Consider the following 20,745-nt stretch of genomic DNA (forward strand, 5'->3'; position numbering starts at 1 on the left):
TATGGGGTTCTTCATCTTCCTCCCCCTGGTCCTGCCCCTGACGGCGTGGCCCATAGCGCGCCTCGCCGAACAGCACCTCCACCCCCGCGCCGCGACCCGCCTGCTCACCGCGATGGCCGCGGTCATGGCCCTGTGCAGCACGGTCTGCCTGGCCCTTCTGATGGTCGTCGGAACAGCGCAACTACCGGGCAACCCCCTGCCCGACGGCTGGTCCGACCCCGAGGTCCGCGCGGCCGTCCCCTACGACGAGATCGCGGGCAAGGCCGCCATCCCCACCCTCTTCGCCGTCGCCGGAATCTGTGTCCGCACCGCCTGGCGCCACGTCCGCCTCCGCCGCCGCGCCCACCGGGCGCTCGCCGGGCTTCCCTCCACAGAGGTAGCGGTACTACGGGACGACACGCCGTACGCGTACGCCCTCCCCGGCGCCCGCCGCGACCGCATCGTCGTCACCACGGCACTCCTCGGCAGCCTCGACCCCGCCGAACGCCGGGCCCTCTTCGCCCACGAACGCGCGCACCTCACCGCGCGGCACCACCGGTACCTGCTCACCGTCCAACTCGCCGCCCGCGCCAACCCGTTCCTGCGCCCGCTCTCAACTGCCGTCTCCTATACGGCGGAACGCTGGGCCGACGAGCACGCGGCGGCGGTGATCGGCAGCCGCCGTACGGTCGCGCGGGCGATCGGCAAGGCGGCGCTGCTGTCCCGTGGCGCACCGGTCCCCGCACTCGCCGGGTTCGCCGCGCCCGGCCCAATTCCCCGCCGGGTGGCGGCACTTCTGGGGCCCGCCCCGTTGGTCCGGCACTGGCCGTCCGTGTTCACGGGGGTGGGGCTCGCGGCGTGGGGGGCGGCTGCGGGGACGGCCGTATCCGCGATGTCGTCCGCGAACTCGGCGGTGACGATGTTCGTCATCCTGCACGCGGCCACGCCGTTGTGAGGTTGGGCGTCCCTCGGTGAGGGGTTACTCCAACTCCTGTGAGGCGTAGGCCCGTTCGGCGTCGGACGGCGTCGGTCGGTTCGGCAGGCGCCACACGTACGGGTCCGGGGTGCGGACTTCGGAGGCGGGCTTCGGGTCGGCCGGGTGTTTTCGGCGTGCCAGTGCCTCAGAGATCCGCCGGAGCACATGCCCTCGCCGGGTGCAGGGTGAAGGTGGCCCAGACGTGTTTGGTGTACGGGGCCGTCGCGTATCCCCAGTCGGTGGCGAGGCGGTCGACGAGGACCAGGCCACGGCCGCCCTCGTCTTCCAGGGTAGCGAGGGGGATCTTGCAGTGGGCGACGGAGTTGGTGACGAGTTCGTTGGCGGCGAGGGTGACGGCGTCGGAGAGATCGGGGTCGATGCTGATCCGGTGGTCGAAGCCGTCCCCCTGGAGAACCTCAGGGGTACGTCTGTCCTTGAGGGGGCAGCGGATCTATCGGCTTACGCCAACGCTTTCGACCAACGACGATCGGCGGCACTGGCACCCGACGCCAGTGCGCGGCTCATCCGCAGCGCACTGCGGAGCGGCAAGGAAAACTGATCGTGACCGAGGTCGTAGGCTCCTTCTGGAAGTCGTCCTACTCCGGGACGCAGAGCAACTGCATAGAAGTTGCCCGAACTGCCCCTGGCGGCCTCGCCGTTCGCGACAGCAAGCTCATCAGTAGCCCCCTCCTCACCACCTCCCGCGAGACCTGGGCCTCCTTCCTCGGCCAGTTCGGCGACGCCCCCCGGAACTGACCTACGGCGAAATCAAGCCCCTCTCCGTGCCCGACCGAGAGGGGCTTCGTCGTTCTCGGCTCCCCCCAAGTGCCCTTTCTCCACGTCCTGTTGCGCCTGCGTCGGGATCCAGCCCCTCCGACCCTGTTGAACCCATTGACAGGACTTGCACAGACTTTGGAGGCTTGCGTGGACATGCCACTGGATGGGGAGGGTGTCACGTGTTACGCAATCGCTGTAGATATCTGCTCGCCGCCTGCGTCGCCTTCGGGCTCGCCTTCGCGCCGTCGACGGTCGTCGCCGCCGAGGGACAGGCAACGGCAGCCGCTTCCAGCGCAGTTGAACACCGGGTCTCACCCGGCGCGCAAGCGCTGACCGGGCAGTACTGGACGCCGGAGCGCATGGCGGCGGCCGTACCGCCGAAGGCGGTCGGTACGTCCGTGCCGGACAGCGTCATCGAGGAGGCGATCGGTGGGGCGACGATCGGCTCACAACCCGTCGCTGGTAAGGGAGTTCAGGTCGCGCCGGGTGCGCCGAAGCTGAAGGTCTCGGCAACTCGGGTCGTGGGCAAGGTGTTCTACCGGGGTTCGGACGGCATCGACTACGTGTGCTCCGGGTCCGCGGTCAACAGCACGAACAAGAACATGGTGTTCACGGCAGGGCACTGCGTCCACGGCGGTCCCGGTCAAAGCTGGGCCTCCAACTGGCAGTTCGTGCCGTACTACGACCACGGCAGCCGGCCGTACGGGACGTGGTGGGCCGAGACGCTCGTCGCGTTCAACGGGTGGATCAACAGCGGGAACTTCGGCTACGACGTCGGCATCGTCATCACCTCGCCGAACTCGTCGGGTGAACTCGTCAACACCGTGGGCGGGTTGGGGATCCAGTGGAACTACCCCAAGGACCGCTTCATGGTCGCGATGGGGTACCCGGCGGCCGGCGCGTTCGACGGACAGTGGCAGTACTTCTGCTCCGCGACCACCTCACAGCGCAGTTCCTCCGTCACCGACCAGATCAAGATGCCCTGCAACATGACCGGCGGTTCCAGCGGCGGACCCTGGATCTTCGGCAAGGACGACAACGTCTACTACAGCGGCTACGTCAACGGCGTGAACAGCAACACGGAACGCCGCGACAACCCGACCGAGATGCGCTCCCCGTACTTCGCGACCTGGGTCGGCGACGCGTTCAACACGTACTCTTCCTACTGACGTCGATGCGCCAACCGGCGTCCGCCGACTGAAGGACGTACGACGTGGAGGGGCCAACTCATGCCCGGATCCTTACGAGTTCGGCTCGCCGTCACCATCGGCGTGCTGGCCTGCACACTGGTCGCCTGCGGGGCGGAGGAGAGCGGTCCCGGCTCCCCGCCGACGGGCGTCCCGGGCACGGGATCTGAGACGGGACCGGGAGCGGGGTCGGCCACCGGAACGGGACCCGCCTCGGGCGGCGGCACCGGCCAGAGCCCCGGCTCCAGCGCCTCGTGCGACCCCTCCACGTCCACCACCCCGGAGTCCGCGAGCACCTCCTCCGGCACAGCCCCCGGCGACAGTCAGAGCCACACCCAGAACCCGGCCGACAACTGCGTCATCGACAGCGGCATCCCGAACACGCCGGTGGATCCGTGAGCGCTCCGCGCTTCTGCTCACCGGGACGGCCGGTACTACCCGTGTAATACCCCCGAGGGGAAGCCCTGTGCCCCCGAGCGCCAGGCCCCGCGGTACCCGTAATACCCGTAGTACCCGTGAGCCCGGCGCTCGATCGGCGTAACTCAGAGGTCGAACTCGTGCGGCGGCAGGTCGAGGGTGTAGCACGCCTCACGGACCACCGCCTGCTCGTCCTTGTCGAAGTCGCCGTCCGCGCCGCCGATGACGATGCCGATCTGGATGACCGCGCGGGCCTCGGCCGGCTTCTTCTTCGCCTTGGCGATCTCCTGGAGGACGCTGACCTTGCCGAAGTCGAAGTCGGTGGTCAGCTTGTTGAGGTTGTCCTCGAAGCGCCGGCGCAGGTCGTCCGCCGGGAAGTTCTGCAACACCTCGTTGTTCGCGATGAGTTGGGCGACACGCTGCCGCTCCGACGGATCGATGTGGCCGTCCGCCGCCGCGACCAGCGCGCACATGGCCATGCTCGCGTCCCGGAACGCGCCGCTCTTGAGGTCGTTCTTCTTCGAGACCAGTTGCGTCTGCATCTGTGACGCGGAGTCCTTGATGCGGTCCCACAGGGCCATGAACACTCCAAAAACCAGGGGCGCCCGCTCAGGCCGCCCTACCGTTGCCTGCCTATATCTTCTACAGGAACGTAGAAGTTGATGTGCTGGTTCCCGCCATGTCCCCGTCCGATTCATTCAAGACCCCCGCCCCGCCCGCCCGCTACGTTCGGCGGATGAACAACACCGGCACCCTCCACCTCACCGTCCGTATCGCCCGCCCCGCCCCGGACGTCTACCGCTACGTCGCCGAACCCGCCCACCTCCCCGCCTGGGCCCACGGCCTCGGCGACACCATCGAGCAGACCGACGGCGAATGGGTCGCCCGGTCCGGCCTCCTCGGCCGCGTCACCGTGACCTTCACCCCGGAGAACGACCTCGGCGTCCTCGACCACTACGTGACCCTCCCCACGGGCCAGACCGTCCACAACCCCATCCGCGTCATCCCCTACGACGCCGATACCTGCGAACTCGTCTTCACCCTCCGCCGCCAACCCGCCATGACCGACACCGAGTTCGACCGGGACGCCGAGACGGTCGCCGCCGACCTGGCCCGCCTCAAGGACCTGCTGGAACAGGCGCCGAACGCCCGTTGAGCACCCGTACTCACGACAGGGCCGGGGTAGCCCTCTAAGGTGAGTCCGGCCTGTAACGGGGGGCATGGATGTGCCGGAGGTGCACATGAGGAAAGGCGCTGCGACGGCGGCCCTGATCGTCGTCGCCACACTGACGCTCGGCGCGTGCGGCAAGGAGCACACGTCGGCGGACGTCGGCGGCGCTCCGGCGGGGACGAGCGCGGGTACGGCGACGGAGGGAGGCACGGCCGGAGCCGGAGGTGTTACGCCGGAAGGGGCGACCCCCGGCACCCCGAGCCCCGGTACCCGTAGTACCCCCGACGGCCGTAATACCTCCGAGGGACGTGGTACTTCCGCCTCCCCCACCACCCCACCCGCCCCCGCCTACGTGGAACCCGGCGCCGGCGACGGAGCCCCCCACTACCGCGAGAACAACGGCTTCCGCATCCCCGCCGAGATGTCCCCCGCGAGCGCCGCCGACGCCCAGCGCGAGGCCGCCCGCATCGAACCCGTCCTCAAGCGCCTGTGGCAGCAGAAGAAGTGGGACCCCGCGACGGTCCGCACCGCGATGCTCCAACTCGGCTACAAGGAAGAGCACTTCGACGCGAAGGGCAAGTCCCTGGGCGGCACGCTCCAGGTGAAGCCGATGGACTCCCGGTACGAGAACGGCGGTTACACCACCCCCGAGGGCGCCCGCGTCGGCCTCCGCGTCCACGACGACGCCTGCGTCACCGCGTTCGTCCAGAAGACCAACTACCAGGTGTCGACCAACGGCCCCTACCCGGAAGGCGGTTGCTTCGAGCCGCAGGGCGGCCACTGAGCGGCCCGGCTGACCGGCTACCCGGCCTTCACCTCCGTGTTCTGGCACGCGTGCAGCAGCCACACCCCGTCGCCCCGCCTGCTCATCACGTAGAGCGGGGCGCCCTCGGAGTCCACCCCTTCCGCCGACCGGTACACCTGGCGCACCTTGACCGCCGCCACATCGGGCCGCAGGAACTGGATGCGCACCGGCTCGTAAGCGACCTCCCCGTCCCAGCTCGCGGCAGGCAGCACGGCCCGCGTGAACTCGGCGATCGCGTCGAGCCCGACGAGCACCTTGCCGTGCCCGGTCGTCCAGAGGGCCTCGGGGTGGAACAGCGCGAGAAACCCCTCCGCGTCCTTGGCGCGCTGGGTCCGCTCGACCTCGGCGACGACCTTCTCGATCGCCGCGATGTCGGCCGCTTCGGTGTCTGTCGTGTTCGTATCCATGCCGCCCATCCTCGGACCTCAAGCAAAGTCGAGGTCAAGGGCAGGTCGTCGGCTTCCCTCCCGCGTCCGTCATACCTGAGAGGTAGTACTACCGTTTTGCCCCGAAGCAATACCTGAGAGGTACGACCCTGATGAGCGCCCTGCCCGCCGCGACCCCCGGCCACTTCCTCACCGCCTGGCAACTCGACGTCCCGGCACTGCTGCTCATCGCCGCGCTGGGCGGGGCGTACGCCTGGGGTGTGGCGCGGCTGCGGGGACGCTGGCCGGTCGTACGGACGCTCGCCTTCGCCGTTCTCGGCCTCGGCACGCTGCTCGTCGCGACGATGTCGGGACTAGCCGTGTACGACCACGTCCTGTTCTGGCCCGCCGCCGTCCAGAACATCCTGCTGGACCTGGTAGCCCCGCTCGGCCTCGCGCTCGGCGACCCGCTGCGGCTGGCGGTCGAGGCGCTGCCGGAGCGCGGCGCGAGCCGGGTCCGGCGGGCGATGACCGGCCGGGTCGTACGAGCGCTGACGTTCCCGCTGGTCAGCACCGCCCTCGTCCTGCTCACCGAGCTGACCGTCTACTTCACGCCGTACTTCTCGACGGCCCTGCGCGACGGCTGGCTCCACGAGCTGATGTACCTCAACCTGCTCGCCGCCGGATGCCTGTTCGTCGTACCCGTCCTCACCAAGGAGGAGACGCTCCCGGCCTGGTGCACCCACCCCGTGCGCGCCGCGCTGGTCTTCCTCGACGGCATCATCGACGCCGTGCCCGGCCTCGTCGTCATGACGCACGGCTCGCTCATCGCGGGCGCCTGGTACCTGCACCACCACCCCGGCTGGGCGCCGAGCGTCCGGTACGACCAGCAGCTCGGCGGCGGCGTCATGCTGAGCATCGCCGAACTCGTCGCGCTGCCCTTCCTGTTGGCGATCCTCGTGCAGTGGGCGCGCACGGAACGCGTCCAGGCGGCGGCACTCGACCGCCGCCTCGACGAGGAGCAGGCGGCCCGCGTCGCCCGCTCCCACACCACCGTGCGCACCGCAGACGCCGGTGACACCGGCCGCGCCGGTCAGCCCGCCCGCGCGGATCACTCCGGTCGGCCCGGTCACCCCGGTCACTCCGAAGAGGCAGACCGGGTACGACCTTGGTGGGAGACGGAACAGAACGAGGTCGCGTCCAGGATCCGCCGCCACCACGGGGACGGCTGACCCGCCGGGGGACCTGAGTACTACACGGGTACTACCTCAGGACGCCGCCCGCTGATCCGGCGGCACCTCACCCCGCTTCACGGTCTCCCCCCGGACGACCCGAGGCGTACCCTCGCCCGCCTCGGTCACCTGGTTCCCCTCCTCCTTCGCCGCCCGCGCCTCCGCCTTGAGGATCCGCGTCGACTTCCCCGCCGACCGCGCCAGGTCCGGCAGCTTCTTCGCGGCCAGCACGGCTATGACGACGATCAGAATGACCGCCAGCTCGCTGAGCCCGAACACGTCAGTCCTCGCCCTCTTCGTCGTCGCCCTCGAAGAAGTCGCCGACTTCGTCCACGACCTCCGCCGCGACCATCCCGCCGACGACACCGACCGCGAGCCCGGCGGCCCCGGCCGCGATGGCCGTCCCCACACCCGGCCCTGAACGCCGGTGCTCCTCGTGGCCGACGGCGCCGCCGTGGCCGTACGGGTCGTGCTTGCCGGGCTCGCCGTACGACGCCTGCTCCCCGTAGCTCCCGGGTACCCCCGGTCCGGCGTACCCCGTACCCCCGTACCCGTACGGCCCCCGGTGCTCCGCGAGCTGCCGTACCCACCCCTCGACCTCGGCGTTCCAGTCGCGGACGTCCTGGTGCCCGACGACGTGGCGGCTCAGCGTGTCCGAGGAGGAGTACCCCGCACGTTTGTCGGCCTCAAGTACTACCTCCACCCCGGAGGGGCCGGCCAGGAAGGTCACCTCGATCTCGTTGAAGACCCCCGCGTACTGCGGCGACGGGGTGATCTCGATCTCCTGGTAGAAGGGGAGCCGCTGCCCGGTACCGGCGATCCGGCCGTACTCCAGGTCGGCGGAGCGGAAACCGAAGCCGAGCTGGCCGAACGCCTCAAGGACCGCCTCCTGCGCGGGCAGCGGCGTGACGGTGAGCTGGTCGAGGTCGCCCTTGTCCTTGGCGCCGGCGACCGCCAGCTCCGTACGCACCCCGAGTACTACGCCAAGAGGCTGACCGTACAGCTCGGTGACCGGGGTCTCCCAGGGGAGCGTCAGGGTGAAGGGGACGCTGCGGGTCTCGCCCTCGGCGAGCCGGAAGCCGCCGCCGACGACGGTCCGGTCGAAGACGGCGACGCCGTCGCTCTCGCCCTCCTCGTGCTCGACCTCCACCCGGGCGACGAGTTCGAGCGTGAGGTGCTCGACGTCGAAGTCGGCGCTGCCGCCCTTGAGGTGGACCTGACCGGACAGGGCGCCGCCGGGGCGGACGGGGGCCGGGTCGAGGACCGTGTCGACCGTGGGGCCGCCCACGCCGAGCGAGCCGAGCAGTCGCTTGAACACCATCGTGGCGTCCACTCCTTCATCACGGGCCGGTACGCGCGAGGTTCTTCACGCGTGAGCCTTCTACATTCAAGTAGAAGCAGCATAGGGTCGGTGGTACGGGACGGGGCAGAGGCTTCGCGCTCGTGGGCCGGGAACGGCTGAAAACGGTTGCTGTGCGTTGCTGCGCACGCAGGCGGGGCCGGTTTTCCGCCGGGCGCGGGAACCGGGTCTCGGCCACAATCGTTGCCATGGTGAACGTTCGGAGTGAACGTTTCTTCGATCAAGGAGTGAACGCGTGTCCGCCAGATCGACGGACTCCCCGGGACACAGTCCCGGACCATCCCGCTCATACCCGAGTACTACGGGTCTCACCGACCGCGGCGCCCGGCGGGGTGGTGTCCGATGAGCGCCGCGGAAGCCTGGCTCGGCCTGCTGGCCGTTCTGGTCCTCACGCTGGGGACCGGGTACTTCGTCGCCCAGGAGTTCGCGTACGTCTCCGCCGACCGGCTGGCTCTCGCGAGGGAGGCCGAGAAGGGAGACCGGAGAGCCACCCGGGCACTGAAGGTGCTGGAACGCCTCTCCTTCATGCTCTCCGGCGCCCAGCTCGGCATCACGGTCACCGGTCTGGTGGTCGGGTTCATCGCGGAACCCTCCGTCTCCGCGCTGCTGAAACCGCTGCTCACCGACGCCGGCGTCCCCGGGGGCGCGGTCGGCGGGATCTCGGTCGTCCTCGCCTTCGTGCTCGCGACCGTCGTCCAGATGGTCATCGGCGAGCTGGCGCCGAAGAACCTCGCCATCGCCGTACCCGAGCGGCTCGCGAAGGCGCTGGCCGGCTCGACCCTGACGTACCTGAAGGCCGTCGGCCCGGTGGTGCACGTCTTCGACGGCGCCGCGAACCGGCTGCTGCGCAAGGCCGGTATCGAGCCGGTCGAGGAGCTGCACCACGGCGCGACGCTGGAGGAGCTGGGTCATCTCATCGGAGAATCCAGGGAACAGGGCGAGTTGCCCACCGCGACCGCCCAACTCCTCGACCACGCACTGGAGTTCTCCGAGCGGACGCTCGACGAGGTGATGGTGCCGCGCGCCGACGCCGTCTTCATCCGCAAGGACGCGACGGCGGCCGAGGCCGTCGAACTCATCGCGAAACACGGCCACTCGAACTATCCGGTCCTCGGCGACCACCCCGACGACATCGCGGGGGTGCTGGGGGTACGGGAGTTGATGGCGCTGCCCGCCGATCGGCTGGCGGTCACGGCGGCCGGAGCCGCGGCCCGCCGCCCTCTGCTCCTGCCCGACACGCTCCCGCTGCCCGACGCCGTGGACCACATGCGCACCGGGGACGACGAGTTCGCGGTCGTCCTCGACGAACACGGCGGTGTCGCCGGCCTCGTCACCTACGAGGACATCGCCGAGGAACTGGTCGGGGACATCGCCGACGAGAGCGACCGCATCACCGAGATCGCCGTCGCGGACGGCGACGGCTGGCTCGTCGACGCGGGCCGCCGTCTCGGCGAGGTCGCCGAGGCCACCGGCGTCGTCCTTCCCGAGGAGGAGGACTACGACACCGTCGCGGGCCTGATCGTCGACCGGCTGGGGCGCTTCCCGACGGTCGGGGACAGCCTGAACATCCCGCTTGTGGACGGGAGTTCGGCCACGATCGACGTCCGTACGCTCGACCGGCACGTGCCGGAGCGGGTCCGCCTGGAGGTGCGGTCGTCATGAGCTTCCCGATGGCACTCTTCGTGACCCTGTCGCTGCTGGTCGGCAGCGGGTTCTTCGTCGCCGCCGAGTTCGCGCTCGTGGCGGCCAAACGGCACCGCATGGAGAAGGCGGCGGCCGAAGGGCAGCGCGGCGCCGACGCGGCCCTCGCGGGTATGCGGGAACTGTCGTTGATGCTAGCGGGCGCCCAACTCGGCATCACTGTCTGCACGTTGGGGCTCGGCTCGGTGTCCAAACCGGCGATCTCCCACGAACTCGACCCGCTCCTGCGCGACTTGGGCCTGCCGAGCGCGCTCAGCTACGGCATCGCCTTCGCCGTCGCGATGATCGTGGTCGTCTTCCTGCACATGGTCGTCGGTGAAATGGCCCCGAAATCCTGGGCGATCGCGCACCCCGAGCGCTCGGCGATGCTGCTGTCCCCGATGTTCCGGGGCGTCGTGAAGGCCGTCCGGCCGGTCATCCGCGTCCTCAACGCGCTGAGCAACGCGCTGGTCCGGCTCTGCCGGGTCACCCCGCGCGACGAGCTGACGTCCGTCCACAACCGGGAGCAACTCGCCCACCTCGTCGAGGAGTCGGAGCGGCTCGGGCTGATCAGCAAGGACGACTCCGAGCTGATCACCAACTCCCTGACGGAGCCTCAGCTGCCGGTCGCCGGACTCCAGGTGCCCGCCGCCGAGATCACGTCGGTCCCGGCCGACGCGGACGTCGAGGCGATCCTCGCGCTCACCACCGCCCACGACCGCAGCCGCCTGCTGGTCCGCGACGGCGACACGGTCGTCGGCTCGGTGCACGCGCGTGACGCCCTCGTCGCCCGCTCCCGGCACCGCTCCACCACCGCCCGGGAACTGTCCCGGCCGGTCCCCGAACTCGCCCCCGAACACACCGTCGCCGAGGCCATCGAACAACTCCGGCGCCGCCGGGCCACGTTGGCGGTCGTCCGGGACGAACAGGGCCGCCTCACCGGCCTGGTCACCCTGGACGACCTGCTGGCGAGGCTCCTGCATCCCCAAGGTGCCTGATGACGGCCGCTTGAAGGCCCTCGGTAAGAGCGGTGCAAATGGGGCGCAAGGGGACAGGTAATGGCTCTCCAGGCGTCACTCCGGGTTCACCCGGAGGTTCCTGCGCCCGGTCGGACGTGGTGCTTATCGTGCGGAACACCCCCTTCCGTATCGATTGGCCGGAGCCTCACCATGCCCTACCGGATCCCCGTCCGGACCGCAGTGTCCGCCCGCTCCACGCGCACGGCGGTCGCCGTGCTGTGTGCCGGCGGGCTCGCCCTCGCCGCCTCGGCGTGTTCGCCGGCCCCGGCGGGGGGCGGCTCGGACCGCCACCTCACCGCGTACGTCGGCGGGGACACGAACATCCAGAAGCTGTGGCAGGACATCGTCGTCCCGGCCTTCGAGAAGGCGAACCCCGGCTACCAGGTCAAGGTCGTCTACTCGGCGCACGGTGTCGCCGACGCCGCGACGCTCGCGAAGCTCCAGGCCGCCGCGAAGACGAAGCGCGACGCCGGGTACGACGTCATCGAGTCCTCGATCACGCCGGACGCGGCAGCGGCGGGCCTGCTGACAACGGTGTCATCGGCGAATGTGCCGAACCTGAAGAAGGTGGACCCCTCACTCCTCGGCCCGGTGGACAACGCCGCCGTCCCCTACCGGGGCTCCTCCGTAGTCCTCGCGTATGACGCCACCAGGGTGAAGACCCCGCCGAAGACGTACGACGACCTGGTGGCCTGGATCAAGGCCAACCCCGGCGGGTTCGCCTACAACAGCCCCTCCACCGGCGGTTCCGGCGGCTCGTTCGTCGAGACGACCCTCGACCGCCACCTCGACGCGGCGACCCTGAAGACCTTCCAGACGGGGTACGACGCCTCGCTGGAGTCCAAGTGGGATGCCGGGTTCACCGACCTCAAGGGGCTCAACAAGTACGTCTACGGTAAGGGGGTATACCCCAACGGCAACCAGGCCGTCCTCGACCTCCTCGCCAAGGGGCAGATCTCCATCGCGCCGGTCTGGTCCGACATGTACCTCTCCGCGGTCCAGAACCACACGCTCGACCCGACCGTGAAGTTCACCCAGATCTCCTCGCCGACCTTCACCGGCGGCGCCTCCTACATCGGCATCCCCAAGGGCGGCACCAAGCAGAAGGCCGCGCTGAAGCTCGCCGACTTCTTCCTGGAAGCGGCCCAGCAGGACGCGATCGTCAAGAACCTCGCCGCCTACCCGGTGATCCCGCTGACCGAACTCCCGAAGGCAACTGCCGCCCGTTTCACGGGAGTCGACGTCACCAAGCTGCGTCCCGGCTACTCCGGCAAGACCGGCAACGACATGAACAACCTGTGGCAGCAGAAGGTCCCCGGCCAGTGAGTCCCACCGAACGCGTACGAGGCCGGGGTGCGGGACGTCGCACCCCGGACCCCGGCGGCGGTGCTCGGCGCCAACGCCCCCGCCCCGGCGGCCTGTTGGTGCTCCCGCCGCTCCTCCTGGTCGCCTTCTTCGTCGGCATCCCGGTCGTCTCCGGCGTGCTGTACACGCTCGGCCACTTCGGCGGCCTCAACTCCGTCATCGCCGCGATCGGCCTGCACCAGCACGCCGCCGACCACTGGTGGGGCACCCTCGGCGCCTACCGCGAGGTCCTGACCGGCGACGCCTTCCTGCGCAGCCTGAGGGTCACGGTCGAGGTCACCCTCCTGAGCGTCGTCGCCGTGTTCGCGCTCGCGCTGACCGTCGCCCTGTACGCGCGCCTCACCGGCGGACGCACCGCGAAGATCGTCAGCGCCCTCGCGATCACCCCGCTGTTCCTGCCCGCGGTGATCGGCTCGTACGCGATCCTCACCTTCTACGCGGGCGACGGCGCCTTCACCACCCTCGCGCACGCGCTGGGCTGGAGCCACGCACCCCGCCTCAGCTACACGATCTGGGGCGTGGTGATCGGCCAGGTGTGGACCAACCTGCCCTTCGCGGTCCTCGTGCTGTCCTCGGGGATGGCCGCCGTACCGGACGCCCTGATCGAGGCGGCCCGGGACGCGGGGGCCGGTCGTACCCAGGTAATACTCCGGGTGCTCCTGCCGATGGCGGGCGTACCGGCCGTCATCACCGCCGCGTTCACCACCATCTCCGTACTCGGGAGCTACACCGTCCCCTACCTCGTGGGTCCTACGGCGCCGACGATGCTCGGGGTGCAGCTCGCGAACACCTTCCAGTCCTACAACCAGCCCCAGCAGTCCCTGGTGATGGCCGTCGTCGTGTTCGCGCTGGCCTCGCTGGTGGGGGTGGCGTACGTCCGGGCCAACGTCCGCGAGGCCAGGAAGGCGGCGGCCCGATGACCGTACGCATCCTCCGAAAGACCCTCACCGGCCTGGGAGTCGGGCTCCTCGCCCTCTTCGTCCTCGGCCCGCTGCTGTGGCTCTTCCCGCACGCGTTCGCCGGCACCTGGCGCTACCCCGGACTCCTCCCGCAGGAGTGGACGCTGCGCTGGTGGCGGGCCGTCGCCGACAACCCCGACCTGGTCGCCGCCGTGCGCTGGAGTTTCGTCTTCGCGCCGGTCGCCACGCTGCTGTCGGCGGTCGTCTGCCTGCCCGCCGCGTACGCGTTCTCCCGGTTCGACTTCCCCGGCCGCCGCTTCTTCCTCGTCGCGCTGTTCTCGGTGAACGCCTTCCCGAAGATCGGCCTGTACGTCGCGATGGCGTCGCTCTTCTACACGCTGAACCTGATGACGACGTTCTGGGGCGTCGTCATCGTCCAACTCCTCGGCACCGTCGTCTTCATGACGTGGCTGCCCGCCGCCGCGTTCTCCTCGGTGCCGCGCAGCCTGGAGGAGGCCGCGCGCGACGCGGGCGCGGGGCCGCTGACCGTGTTCTGGCGCGTGACCCTGCCGATCGCCCGCCCCGGCATCCTCGTCGCGGTGATCCTCTCCTTCCTCGCCGCGTTCGACGAGGCCCAGGGCACGCTGCTCGTCGGCGCACCGGTCTACCTGACCATGCCGACCGCCATGTACAGCATGGTCACCAACTATCCCGAGGGCGTCGCGGCCGTCTTCTCGCTCCTGCTGTCCATCCCGTCCGTGGTCCTGCTGTTCGGCGTGCGCCGGCACATCATGGGCGGCCATCTCGCCGAAGGGTTCCAACTGCGATGAATTCAGGGCTGGTTCTGGCCGGACTCAGCAAGACGCTCGGCGGCCGGACGATCGTCGACGGCCTCGAACTGCGGGTGGAACCCGGCGAGATGGTCTGCCTGCTCGGCCCTTCGGGCTGCGGGAAGACCACAACTCTCCGCATGGCGGCGGGATTTCTGACCCCCGATGCCGGCCGGGTCGAGATCGGCGGCACCGACTACGCGGCCGTCCCGCCCGAACGGCGGCCCACCGCCATGGTGTTCCAGAACTACGCCCTCTGGCCGCACATGACCGTCGCGGGCAACGTCGGCTTCGGTCTCAAGATGCACAAGGTCCCGGGGGGCGAGGCGAGACGGCGTGTCGCCGAGGCCCTCGACCTGGTCGGCCTCGCCCACCACGCCGACAGCTACCCGGCCCGCATCTCCGGCGGTGAACAGCAACGCACCGCCCTCGCAAGGGCGTTGGCGCTCCGGCCCCAACTTCTGCTGCTGGACGAGCCGTTGTCCAACCTGGATGCCAAACTCCGCGAACGCGTCCGCGAGGAGATCCGCGACATTCAGCAACGCCTGGGCATCACCACCCTGTTCGTCACCCACGACCAGGACGAGGCCCTCAGCGTCGCCGACCGCATCGCCGTCATGAACGCGGGCCGCATCGAGCAGTACGCCGCACCCGACGACCTCTACCGCACGCCGGCCACCCTCTTCACCGCGGAGTTCGTCGGCAGCCTCAACCGGCTCGACGAGGTCACCGCCGACCAGGGTGTCCTGCGCCACCCCGACGGTACGGAACTCCTGCGCTGCGCCGAACTGGTGGGACCCGCAGGCCCCGGCAGGACGGTCGGCATCCGCCCGGAGGAGATCCGGATGGGGACGGAGGACGGTACCCCCGCGGTAGTCAGCCGGGTACTCCCCAGGGGCCACTTCACCGAGGTGGTCCTGAAACTGGAGACCGGAGGGGTACCTCTCAGGTCGTACCTCACAGGGGGTACACCCGGGGTAGGGGAGCGGGTACGGGTGACAGCCGCGCGGGCCCTCTCGTACGACCCTCAGAGCGTCGGCCTTCAGGGCGCCGCCGACCCGCAGGGGGCCGCCGCGTGAGCGCCCTCGCCGTCGCCCACCGGGGCGACCCCCGAGGCGCCGTCGAGAACACCCTCGCCGCGATCCGGCTCGCCTCCGCCGCCGGGCCCGGCGCGATCGAGGTGGACCTGAGACGTACCGCCGACGGCGTCCTCGTCCTGCACCACGACGACGACCTCAGCCGCCTCTGGGACCGCCCCGAGCGCGTCGCCGACCTCACCCTGTCCGAGCTGCGCGCCCTCGCCCCCGAGGTCCCCACCCTCGCCGAGGCGCTGGGGACCGCCGACCGGCCGCTGCTCCTCGACACCGGCGACCCCGGGATCGCGGTCGCCGCCCTCGCCGAGACCGGCGGAACCGGCGCCATGTTCTGCGGCTCGGCCGAGGCGATGGCCGCCGTCCGGGCCCGGGACGACCGCGTCACCCTCTTCCTCAGCTGGTACGGCGCCGAACCCCCGGCCGAACCGGTCCTCACCGCCGTACGCCCCCAGTACTACAACCCCGAGCACCGGTTCCTGAGCTCTGAAGAGGTACGGGTATGGCATACCCGGGGCATCAAGGTGAGCTGCTGGACGGTGGACGACGCCGCCCGGCGGGAAGAACTGATCTCCTGGGGCGTGGACGCGATCATCAGCAACGACGTGGAAGGCGTGGTGAAGAGCTGTGCGTGACGAGGTGGACCTCGACGCGGCGATGGAGGTCGCGCGGGAGCTGGCGTACTGGGCGTCGGAGGTGATCCGCCGGCCTCGTCCTCAGGAGGTACGCCAGAAGGACGGCCCGGCGGACATCGTCACCGACCGCGACGAGGAGGTGGAGGCGCACGTCCGCGAGGTCCTCACCCGGGCGTTCCCGTCGTACGGGATCGTCGGCGAGGAGTACGGGACCACGGACGGCGTCCCCGACGCGCCGCACTGGCTGATCGACCCCATCGACGGCACCACGAACTACGCGCACGGCATCGGCTGGTGCTCCTTCTCCCTGGGCCTCGCCGCACCCGACGGCAGCCCGCTGCTCGGCGTGGTGGCCGACCCCTGGCGGGGCGAGGTCTTCACCGCGCTCAAGGGCCGGGGCGCTCACCTGAACGGCGTACCTCTGAAGGCCGACCCGTATACGACCCTCACGGGCCACGTCTTCATGACCGAGTGGGCCGCGCACCGGCACTGGACCGGCCTCGACGCCCTCCTCGCCGCGCTCGCCGAGCGGCACTGCACGGTCCGCGTGATGGGCTCCACCGCGCTCTCCCTGGTCCAGGTCGCGTCGGGCCGCGCGAGCGCCGCCGCGATCGGTGAGTTCCACCCGATCGACGGCCTGCCCGCCCTGCTGATCGCGACCGAGGCGGGCGCCGTGGCCCTGCCGGAGCTGCCCGCGTACGACACGCCGCTGCTGCTGGCCTCGCCGGGGGTCGCCGAGGAGGCGGCGCAGCTGCTGCGGGCCGCGCGGGCGTGAACCGTACGGCTCAGGTCGTACACCTGGGGTGTTGACCCTCGTGGGGGATGCAGCACGTCCCCCACGAGAGCTACCCCGTATGGGACCCGTCAAAGGGGCGTCCGGCGCCGTATGGGACCCGTCAAGAGGGGTCGGAAACCGCCGGTCCGGGAGGTTTCCTCGAATGCGTCCGATCCGCTTGCGGATGCATTCGATCCTTCTCAGGAGCTCGCGATGGCCGACCTGGCCTTCGTCGTCACCACGGTCGCGGTGTTCGCGCTGGTGGCTCTCGCCGCCAAGGGGGTGGCGAAGCTGTGACCGTCGAGAACGTCGTCGGCCTGATCGTGGCCGTCGCCCTGCTGGGCTATCTCGTCCTCGCCCTGATCTTCCCGGAGAGGTTCTGAGATCCCATGGGTCCCGTACTCGCAGGGGTGCTCCAACTCCTCGCGCTCATAGGCGCGTTGGCGCTCGCCTACATCCCCCTCGGCAACTACATGGCCAAGGTCTACTCCGCCGAGCGGCACTGGCGGGTGGAGCGGTGGATCTACCAGGGCATCGGCGCCAACCCCGACACGCAGATGACCTGGCCCGCGTACCTGCGCGGCGTCCTCGCCTTCTCGGCCGTCGGCGTGCTGTTCCTGTACCTGCTCCAGCGCCTCCAGGGCATCCTGCCGGGCTCGCTGGGCTTCGACTCGGTGAACCCGGCGCAGTCGTTCAACACGGCCGTGTCGTTCGTGACGAACACCAACTGGCAGTCGTACTACGGCGAACAGACCATGGGCCACGTCGTGCAGACGGCCGGGCTCGCCGTGCAGAACTTCGTCTCCGCGGCCGTCGGCATCGCGGTCGCGGTCGCACTCGTCCGCGGGTTCGCGCGCTCGCGGACCGGTGAACTCGGCAACTTCTGGGCCGACTTGGTGCGCGGCGTCACCCGCATCCTGCTCCCCGGCGCGGCAATCGCGGCGGTCGTCCTCGTCGCTTGCGGCGTGATCCAGAACTTCTCCGGCATCCATGAAGTCGGTCAGTTCATGGGGGGTTCCCAGCAGTGGAACGGCGGCGCGGTCGCCTCGCAGGAGGCCATCAAGGAGCTCGGCACCAACGGCGGCGGCTACTTCAACGCCAACTCGGCGCACCCCTTTGAGAATCCGACGCCGTTCACCAACCTCTTCGAGATCTTCCTGATCCTCGTCATCCCGTTCTCGCTGACCCGGACGTTCGGCGTCATAGTCGGCTCGGTGAAGCAGGGCTACGCGATCCTCGCGACGATGGCCGCCATCTGGGTCGGCTTCGTCGCGCTGATGATGTGGACCGAATTCGCCCACCACGGACCGGCGTTGGAGGCGGCGGGCGGCGCGCTGGAGGGCAAGGAGGTGCGCTTCGGGGTCGGCGGATCGTCCCTCTTCGCGGTGTCGACGACGCTCACCTCGACCGGTGCGGTGGACTCCTTCCACTCGTCCTTCACCGGCCTCGGCGGCGGCATCGCGATGCTCGGCATGATGCTGGGCGAGATCGCGCCCGGCGGCACCGGCTCCGGCCTCTACGGCATGCTGATCATGGCGATCATCGCGGTGTTCATCGCCGGCCTGATGGTCGGCCGTACGCCCGAGTACCTCGGCAAGAAGATCGGCGCCCGCGAGATCAAGCTCGCCGCCTGCTACATCCTCGTCACCCCGGCGCTGGTCCTGGTGTTCACGGCCGTGTCGATGGCGATGTCGACGCCCCCGCACTCGATGCTCAACTCCGGTGCGCACGGCTTCTCCGAGGTGCTGTACGCGTTCACGTCGGCCGCGAACAACAACGGCTCCGCGTTCGCCGGACTCAACGCCAACACCGACTGGTACAACACAACGACCGCGCTGGCCATGGCACTTGGGCGGTTCCTGCCGATGGTGTTCGTGCTGGCACTGGCCGGCTCGCTCGCCGAGCAGCGCCCCGTACCGGCGACGGCGGGCACGCTGCGCACCGAAAAGCCCTTGTTCACCGGCCTGTTGGTCGGCGCGATCCTCATCATCACGGGGCTGACCTACTTCCCGGCGCTGGCGCTGGGACCGCTGGCGGAGGGGCTGGCGTCATGACGACTCGTACGAAGGACCAAGAGGACGCGATGTCCACTCCCACCCTCGCACCCCACCAGGACGCGCCGGCCGGCCGGGACCCCGCCCAAAACCGGGTGGGCGCAGGGCTGTTCGACCCGAAGCAGTTGCTGAAGTCGCTGCCGGAGGCGGTCCGCAAGCTCGATCCGCGGGTGATGGTCAAGTCGCCCGTGATGTTCGTGGTGTGGATCGGGTCGGTGCTGACGACCGTCTTCTCCTTCAAGGACCCGACAGACTGGTTCGGTTGGACGATCAGCGTGTGGCTGTGGCTGACCGTCGTCTTCGCCAACCTCGCGGAGGCGGTCGCCGAAGGACGCGGCAAGGCGCAGGCCGACACGCTGCGCAAGGCCAAGACCGACACGGTCGCGCGCAAGGTCGACGGGACTCAAGTCCCGGGCACGGAGCTGAAGATCGGGGATCTCGTCGTCTGCGAGGCGGGTGACGTCATCCCCGGTGACGGCGACGTCGTCGAAGGTGTCGCCTCGGTCGACGAGTCGGCGATCACCGGTGAATCGGCCCCTGTCATACGGGAGTCGGGCGGCGACCGCTCCGCCGTCACGGGCGGGACGAAGGTCCTCTCCGACCGCATCGTCATCAAGATCACGACGAAGCCCGGCGAGACGTTCATCGACCGGATGATCAATCTCGTCGAGGGCGCGGCCCGGCAGAAGACGCCCAACGAGATCGCGCTGAACATCCTGCTCGCCTCGCTGACCATCGTCTTCCTGCTCGCCTGCGCCACGCTCCCGCCGTTCGCCACCTACGCGGGCACCCATCTGACGATGGTCGTCCTGGTCGCGCTCCTCGTCTGCCTGATCCCGACGACGATCGGCGCGCTGCTCTCCGCGATCGGCATCGCCGGCATGGACCGGCTCGTGCAGCGCAACGTACTCGCCATGTCCGGCAGGGCAGTTGAAGCCGCCGGGGACGTCTCGACGCTGCTGCTCGACAAGACCGGCACCATCACCTACGGCAACCGCAGGGCGGCCGAGTTCGTGCCGGTGCGCGGTACGACCGAGGCCGAGGTCGCCGACGCCGCGCAGCTGTCGTCGCTGGCCGACGAGACCCCTGAGGGCCGCTCCATCGTCGTCCTCGCCAAGGAGAAGTACGGGCTGCGGGAGCGCCACGAAGGGGAGTTGAGCCACGCCGAGTGGATCGCCTTCACGGCGCAGACCCGGATGTCGGGCGTCGACCTGGACGGCCGCAAGGTCCGCAAGGGCGCAACGGCCTCCGTCGTGGCCTGGGTTCGCGAACAGGGCGGTGAAGTCGCCGCCGACGCCCAGGAGTTGACCGACCGCATCTCCCAGGCGGGCGGCACCCCGCTGCTGGTCGCCGTCGAAGACACCGACGGGGCACGGGTGTTGGGCGTCATCCACCTCAAGGACGTCGTCAAGGACGGCATGCGGGAGCGGTTCGAGGAACTGCGCCGGATGGGCATCCGCACGGTGATGATCACGGGCGACAACCCGCTGACCGCCAAGGCGATCGCGGACGAGGCCGGGGTCGACGACTTCCTCGCCGAGGCCACGCCCGAGGACAAGATGGCGCTGATCAAACGGGAGCAGGCGGGCGGCAAGCTGGTCGCGATGACCGGCGACGGCACCAACGACGCCCCCGCCCTCGCACAGGCCGACGTCGGCGTCGCGATGAACACCGGTACGTCGGCCGCGAAGGAGGCCGGCAACATGGTCGACCTCGACTCCGACCCGACCAAGCTGATCGAGATCGTCGAGATCGGCAAGCAACTCCTCATCACCCGGGGCGCGTTGACGACGTTCTCGATCGCCAACGACGTCGCGAAGTACTTCGCGATCATCCCGGCGCTGTTCGCGGCCGTCTACCCGGGCCTGGACAAGCTCAACATCATGGACCTGTCCTCGCCGAACTCCGCGATCCTGTCGGCCGTCATCTTCAACGCGCTGATCATCATCGCGCTCGTGCCGCTCTCCCTGAAGGGCGTGCGCTACCGGCCCGTCAGCGCCGACAGGTTGCTGCGCCGCAACCTCACGGTCTACGGACTCGGCGGGCTGATCGCGCCGTTCATCGGCATCAAACTCATCGACCTCCTCATCTCCCTCGTCCCCGGGCTGTAACTTTTTGAAAGCGTGCT

23 protein-coding genes and 1 pseudogene are annotated in these 20,745 nt (G+C 69.8%); 20 read left to right on the forward strand and 4 right to left on the reverse strand.

The genetic code is table 11. The features are described 5' to 3' along the window. The first annotated feature begins 1 nt into the window (after position 1). From PV682_RS15495 to PV682_RS15515, 5 genes and pseudogenes are all read left to right on the forward strand, one after another. A complete protein-coding gene (locus PV682_RS15495; RefSeq protein ID WP_319730012.1) occupies positions 2-934 on the forward strand; it encodes a M56 family metallopeptidase in 933 nt (310 codons plus the stop codon). Positions 935-1,334: 400 nt separating this feature from the next. Next, a pseudogene (locus PV682_RS44330) lies at positions 1,335-1,514 on the forward strand (transcriptional regulator); the annotation flags it as partial. Between the two features lie 2 nt (positions 1,515-1,516). Next, positions 1,517-1,711, forward strand: a complete 195-nt coding sequence (locus tag PV682_RS15505) for a DUF397 domain-containing protein (RefSeq protein WP_319730017.1) — start codon at positions 1,517-1,519, stop codon at positions 1,709-1,711. Positions 1,712-1,911: 200 nt separating this feature from the next. After that, positions 1,912-2,901, forward strand: a complete 990-nt coding sequence (locus tag PV682_RS15510) for a trypsin-like serine peptidase (RefSeq protein ID WP_319730020.1) — start codon at positions 1,912-1,914, stop codon at positions 2,899-2,901. 60 nt (positions 2,902-2,961) lie between these two features. Then, positions 2,962-3,318, forward strand: a complete 357-nt coding sequence (locus tag PV682_RS15515; RefSeq protein ID WP_319730023.1) for a hypothetical protein — start codon at positions 2,962-2,964, stop codon at positions 3,316-3,318. A 143-nt stretch (positions 3,319-3,461) separates the two neighbouring features. On the opposite strand, the gene PV682_RS15520 is transcribed toward PV682_RS15515, so the two are convergent. Beyond that, positions 3,462-3,917: a tellurite resistance TerB family protein gene (locus tag PV682_RS15520; protein ID WP_055723901.1), complete on the reverse strand. Its 456-nt coding sequence runs from the start codon at positions 3,915-3,917 to the stop codon at positions 3,462-3,464. Between the two features lie 155 nt (positions 3,918-4,072). Here PV682_RS15520 and PV682_RS15525 point away from each other — a divergent pair, with 155 nt between their 5' ends. Both PV682_RS15525 and PV682_RS15530 read left to right on the forward strand, forming a co-directional pair. After that, positions 4,073-4,492 carry an SRPBCC family protein gene (locus PV682_RS15525; protein WP_319730025.1) on the forward strand — a complete coding sequence of 140 codons (420 nt, stop codon included), beginning with the start codon at positions 4,073-4,075 and terminating at the stop codon, positions 4,490-4,492. 85 nt (positions 4,493-4,577) lie between these two features. Beyond that, positions 4,578-5,291: a hypothetical protein gene (locus PV682_RS15530; protein WP_319730027.1), complete on the forward strand. Its 714-nt coding sequence runs from the start codon at positions 4,578-4,580 to the stop codon at positions 5,289-5,291. 17 nt (positions 5,292-5,308) lie between these two features. On the opposite strand, the gene PV682_RS15535 is transcribed toward PV682_RS15530, so the two are convergent. After that, entirely contained in the window at positions 5,309-5,719 is a 411-nt protein-coding gene (locus PV682_RS15535) for an SgcJ/EcaC family oxidoreductase (RefSeq protein WP_319730029.1), read from the reverse strand. 131 nt (positions 5,720-5,850) lie between these two features. Between PV682_RS15535 and PV682_RS15540 the strand changes: the two genes are divergently transcribed. After that, positions 5,851-6,909 (forward strand): cytochrome c oxidase assembly protein, encoded by a 1,059-nt coding sequence (locus tag PV682_RS15540; RefSeq protein ID WP_319730031.1) that lies wholly within the window; start codon positions 5,851-5,853, stop codon positions 6,907-6,909. Between the two features lie 36 nt (positions 6,910-6,945). On the opposite strand, the gene PV682_RS15545 is transcribed toward PV682_RS15540, so the two are convergent. Together PV682_RS15545 and PV682_RS15550 are read right to left on the reverse strand one after the other, a co-directional pair. Next, entirely contained in the window at positions 6,946-7,188 is a 243-nt protein-coding gene (locus PV682_RS15545) for a twin-arginine translocase TatA/TatE family subunit (RefSeq protein ID WP_319730033.1), read from the reverse strand. Position 7,189: 1 nt separating this feature from the next. Further along, on the reverse strand, positions 7,190-8,230 hold the full coding sequence (locus tag PV682_RS15550; RefSeq protein ID WP_319730035.1) for a sporulation protein: 1,041 nt from the start codon (positions 8,228-8,230) through the stop codon (positions 7,190-7,192). A gap of 381 nt (positions 8,231-8,611) precedes the next feature. Here PV682_RS15550 and PV682_RS15555 point away from each other — a divergent pair, with 381 nt between their 5' ends. The 12 genes from PV682_RS15555 (at position 8,612) to kdpB (ending at position 20,728) form a co-directional block, all read left to right on the forward strand. Further along, on the forward strand, positions 8,612-9,931 hold the full coding sequence (locus PV682_RS15555) for a hemolysin family protein (RefSeq protein WP_319730037.1): 1,320 nt from the start codon (positions 8,612-8,614) through the stop codon (positions 9,929-9,931). Further along, positions 9,928-10,947, forward strand: a complete 1,020-nt coding sequence (locus PV682_RS15560; protein WP_319730040.1) for a hemolysin family protein — start codon at positions 9,928-9,930, stop codon at positions 10,945-10,947. The genes PV682_RS15555 and PV682_RS15560 overlap by 4 nt, the downstream gene beginning before the upstream one ends. Before the next feature lie 171 nt (positions 10,948-11,118). Continuing rightward, positions 11,119-12,294 carry an extracellular solute-binding protein gene (locus PV682_RS15565; protein ID WP_319730043.1) on the forward strand — a complete coding sequence of 392 codons (1,176 nt, stop codon included), beginning with the start codon at positions 11,119-11,121 and terminating at the stop codon, positions 12,292-12,294. Then, entirely contained in the window at positions 12,291-13,253 is a 963-nt protein-coding gene (locus PV682_RS15570; protein WP_319730046.1) for an ABC transporter permease, read from the forward strand. Before PV682_RS15565 ends, PV682_RS15570 begins: the two co-directional genes overlap by 4 nt. Then, on the forward strand, positions 13,250-14,062 hold the full coding sequence (locus tag PV682_RS15575; protein WP_055718032.1) for an ABC transporter permease: 813 nt from the start codon (positions 13,250-13,252) through the stop codon (positions 14,060-14,062). Before PV682_RS15570 ends, PV682_RS15575 begins: the two co-directional genes overlap by 4 nt. Further along, complete coding sequence (locus PV682_RS15580) at positions 14,059-15,141, forward strand: ABC transporter ATP-binding protein (protein WP_319730049.1); 1,083 nt, start codon at positions 14,059-14,061, stop codon at positions 15,139-15,141. Before PV682_RS15575 ends, PV682_RS15580 begins: the two co-directional genes overlap by 4 nt. Beyond that, positions 15,138-15,788, forward strand: coding sequence for a glycerophosphodiester phosphodiesterase (locus tag PV682_RS15585; RefSeq protein WP_055718033.1), 651 nt, complete (start codon positions 15,138-15,140; stop codon positions 15,786-15,788). Before PV682_RS15580 ends, PV682_RS15585 begins: the two co-directional genes overlap by 4 nt. Then, on the forward strand, positions 15,781-16,563 hold the full coding sequence (locus PV682_RS15590) for an inositol monophosphatase family protein (protein ID WP_319730055.1): 783 nt from the start codon (positions 15,781-15,783) through the stop codon (positions 16,561-16,563). Before PV682_RS15585 ends, PV682_RS15590 begins: the two co-directional genes overlap by 8 nt. 111 nt (positions 16,564-16,674) lie before the next feature. Beyond that, positions 16,675-16,860, forward strand: a complete 186-nt coding sequence (locus PV682_RS15595; protein WP_133258202.1) for a hypothetical protein — start codon at positions 16,675-16,677, stop codon at positions 16,858-16,860. Continuing rightward, positions 16,857-16,946, forward strand: a complete 90-nt coding sequence (kdpF, locus tag PV682_RS15600) for a K(+)-transporting ATPase subunit F (RefSeq protein ID WP_010351568.1) — start codon at positions 16,857-16,859, stop codon at positions 16,944-16,946. The genes PV682_RS15595 and kdpF overlap by 4 nt, the downstream gene beginning before the upstream one ends. 6 nt (positions 16,947-16,952) lie before the next feature. Then, complete coding sequence (kdpA, locus tag PV682_RS15605; protein WP_319730067.1) at positions 16,953-18,617, forward strand: potassium-transporting ATPase subunit KdpA; 1,665 nt, start codon at positions 16,953-16,955, stop codon at positions 18,615-18,617. Continuing rightward, on the forward strand, positions 18,614-20,728 hold the full coding sequence (kdpB, locus tag PV682_RS15610; protein ID WP_319730069.1) for a potassium-transporting ATPase subunit KdpB: 2,115 nt from the start codon (positions 18,614-18,616) through the stop codon (positions 20,726-20,728). Before kdpA ends, kdpB begins: the two co-directional genes overlap by 4 nt. Positions 20,729-20,745 lie beyond the last annotated feature (17 nt).

Origin of the sequence: Streptomyces niveiscabiei, assembly GCF_033794345.1 — a bacterium.
Taxonomy (GTDB): domain Bacteria; phylum Actinomycetota; class Actinomycetes; order Streptomycetales; family Streptomycetaceae; genus Streptomyces; species Streptomyces niveiscabiei.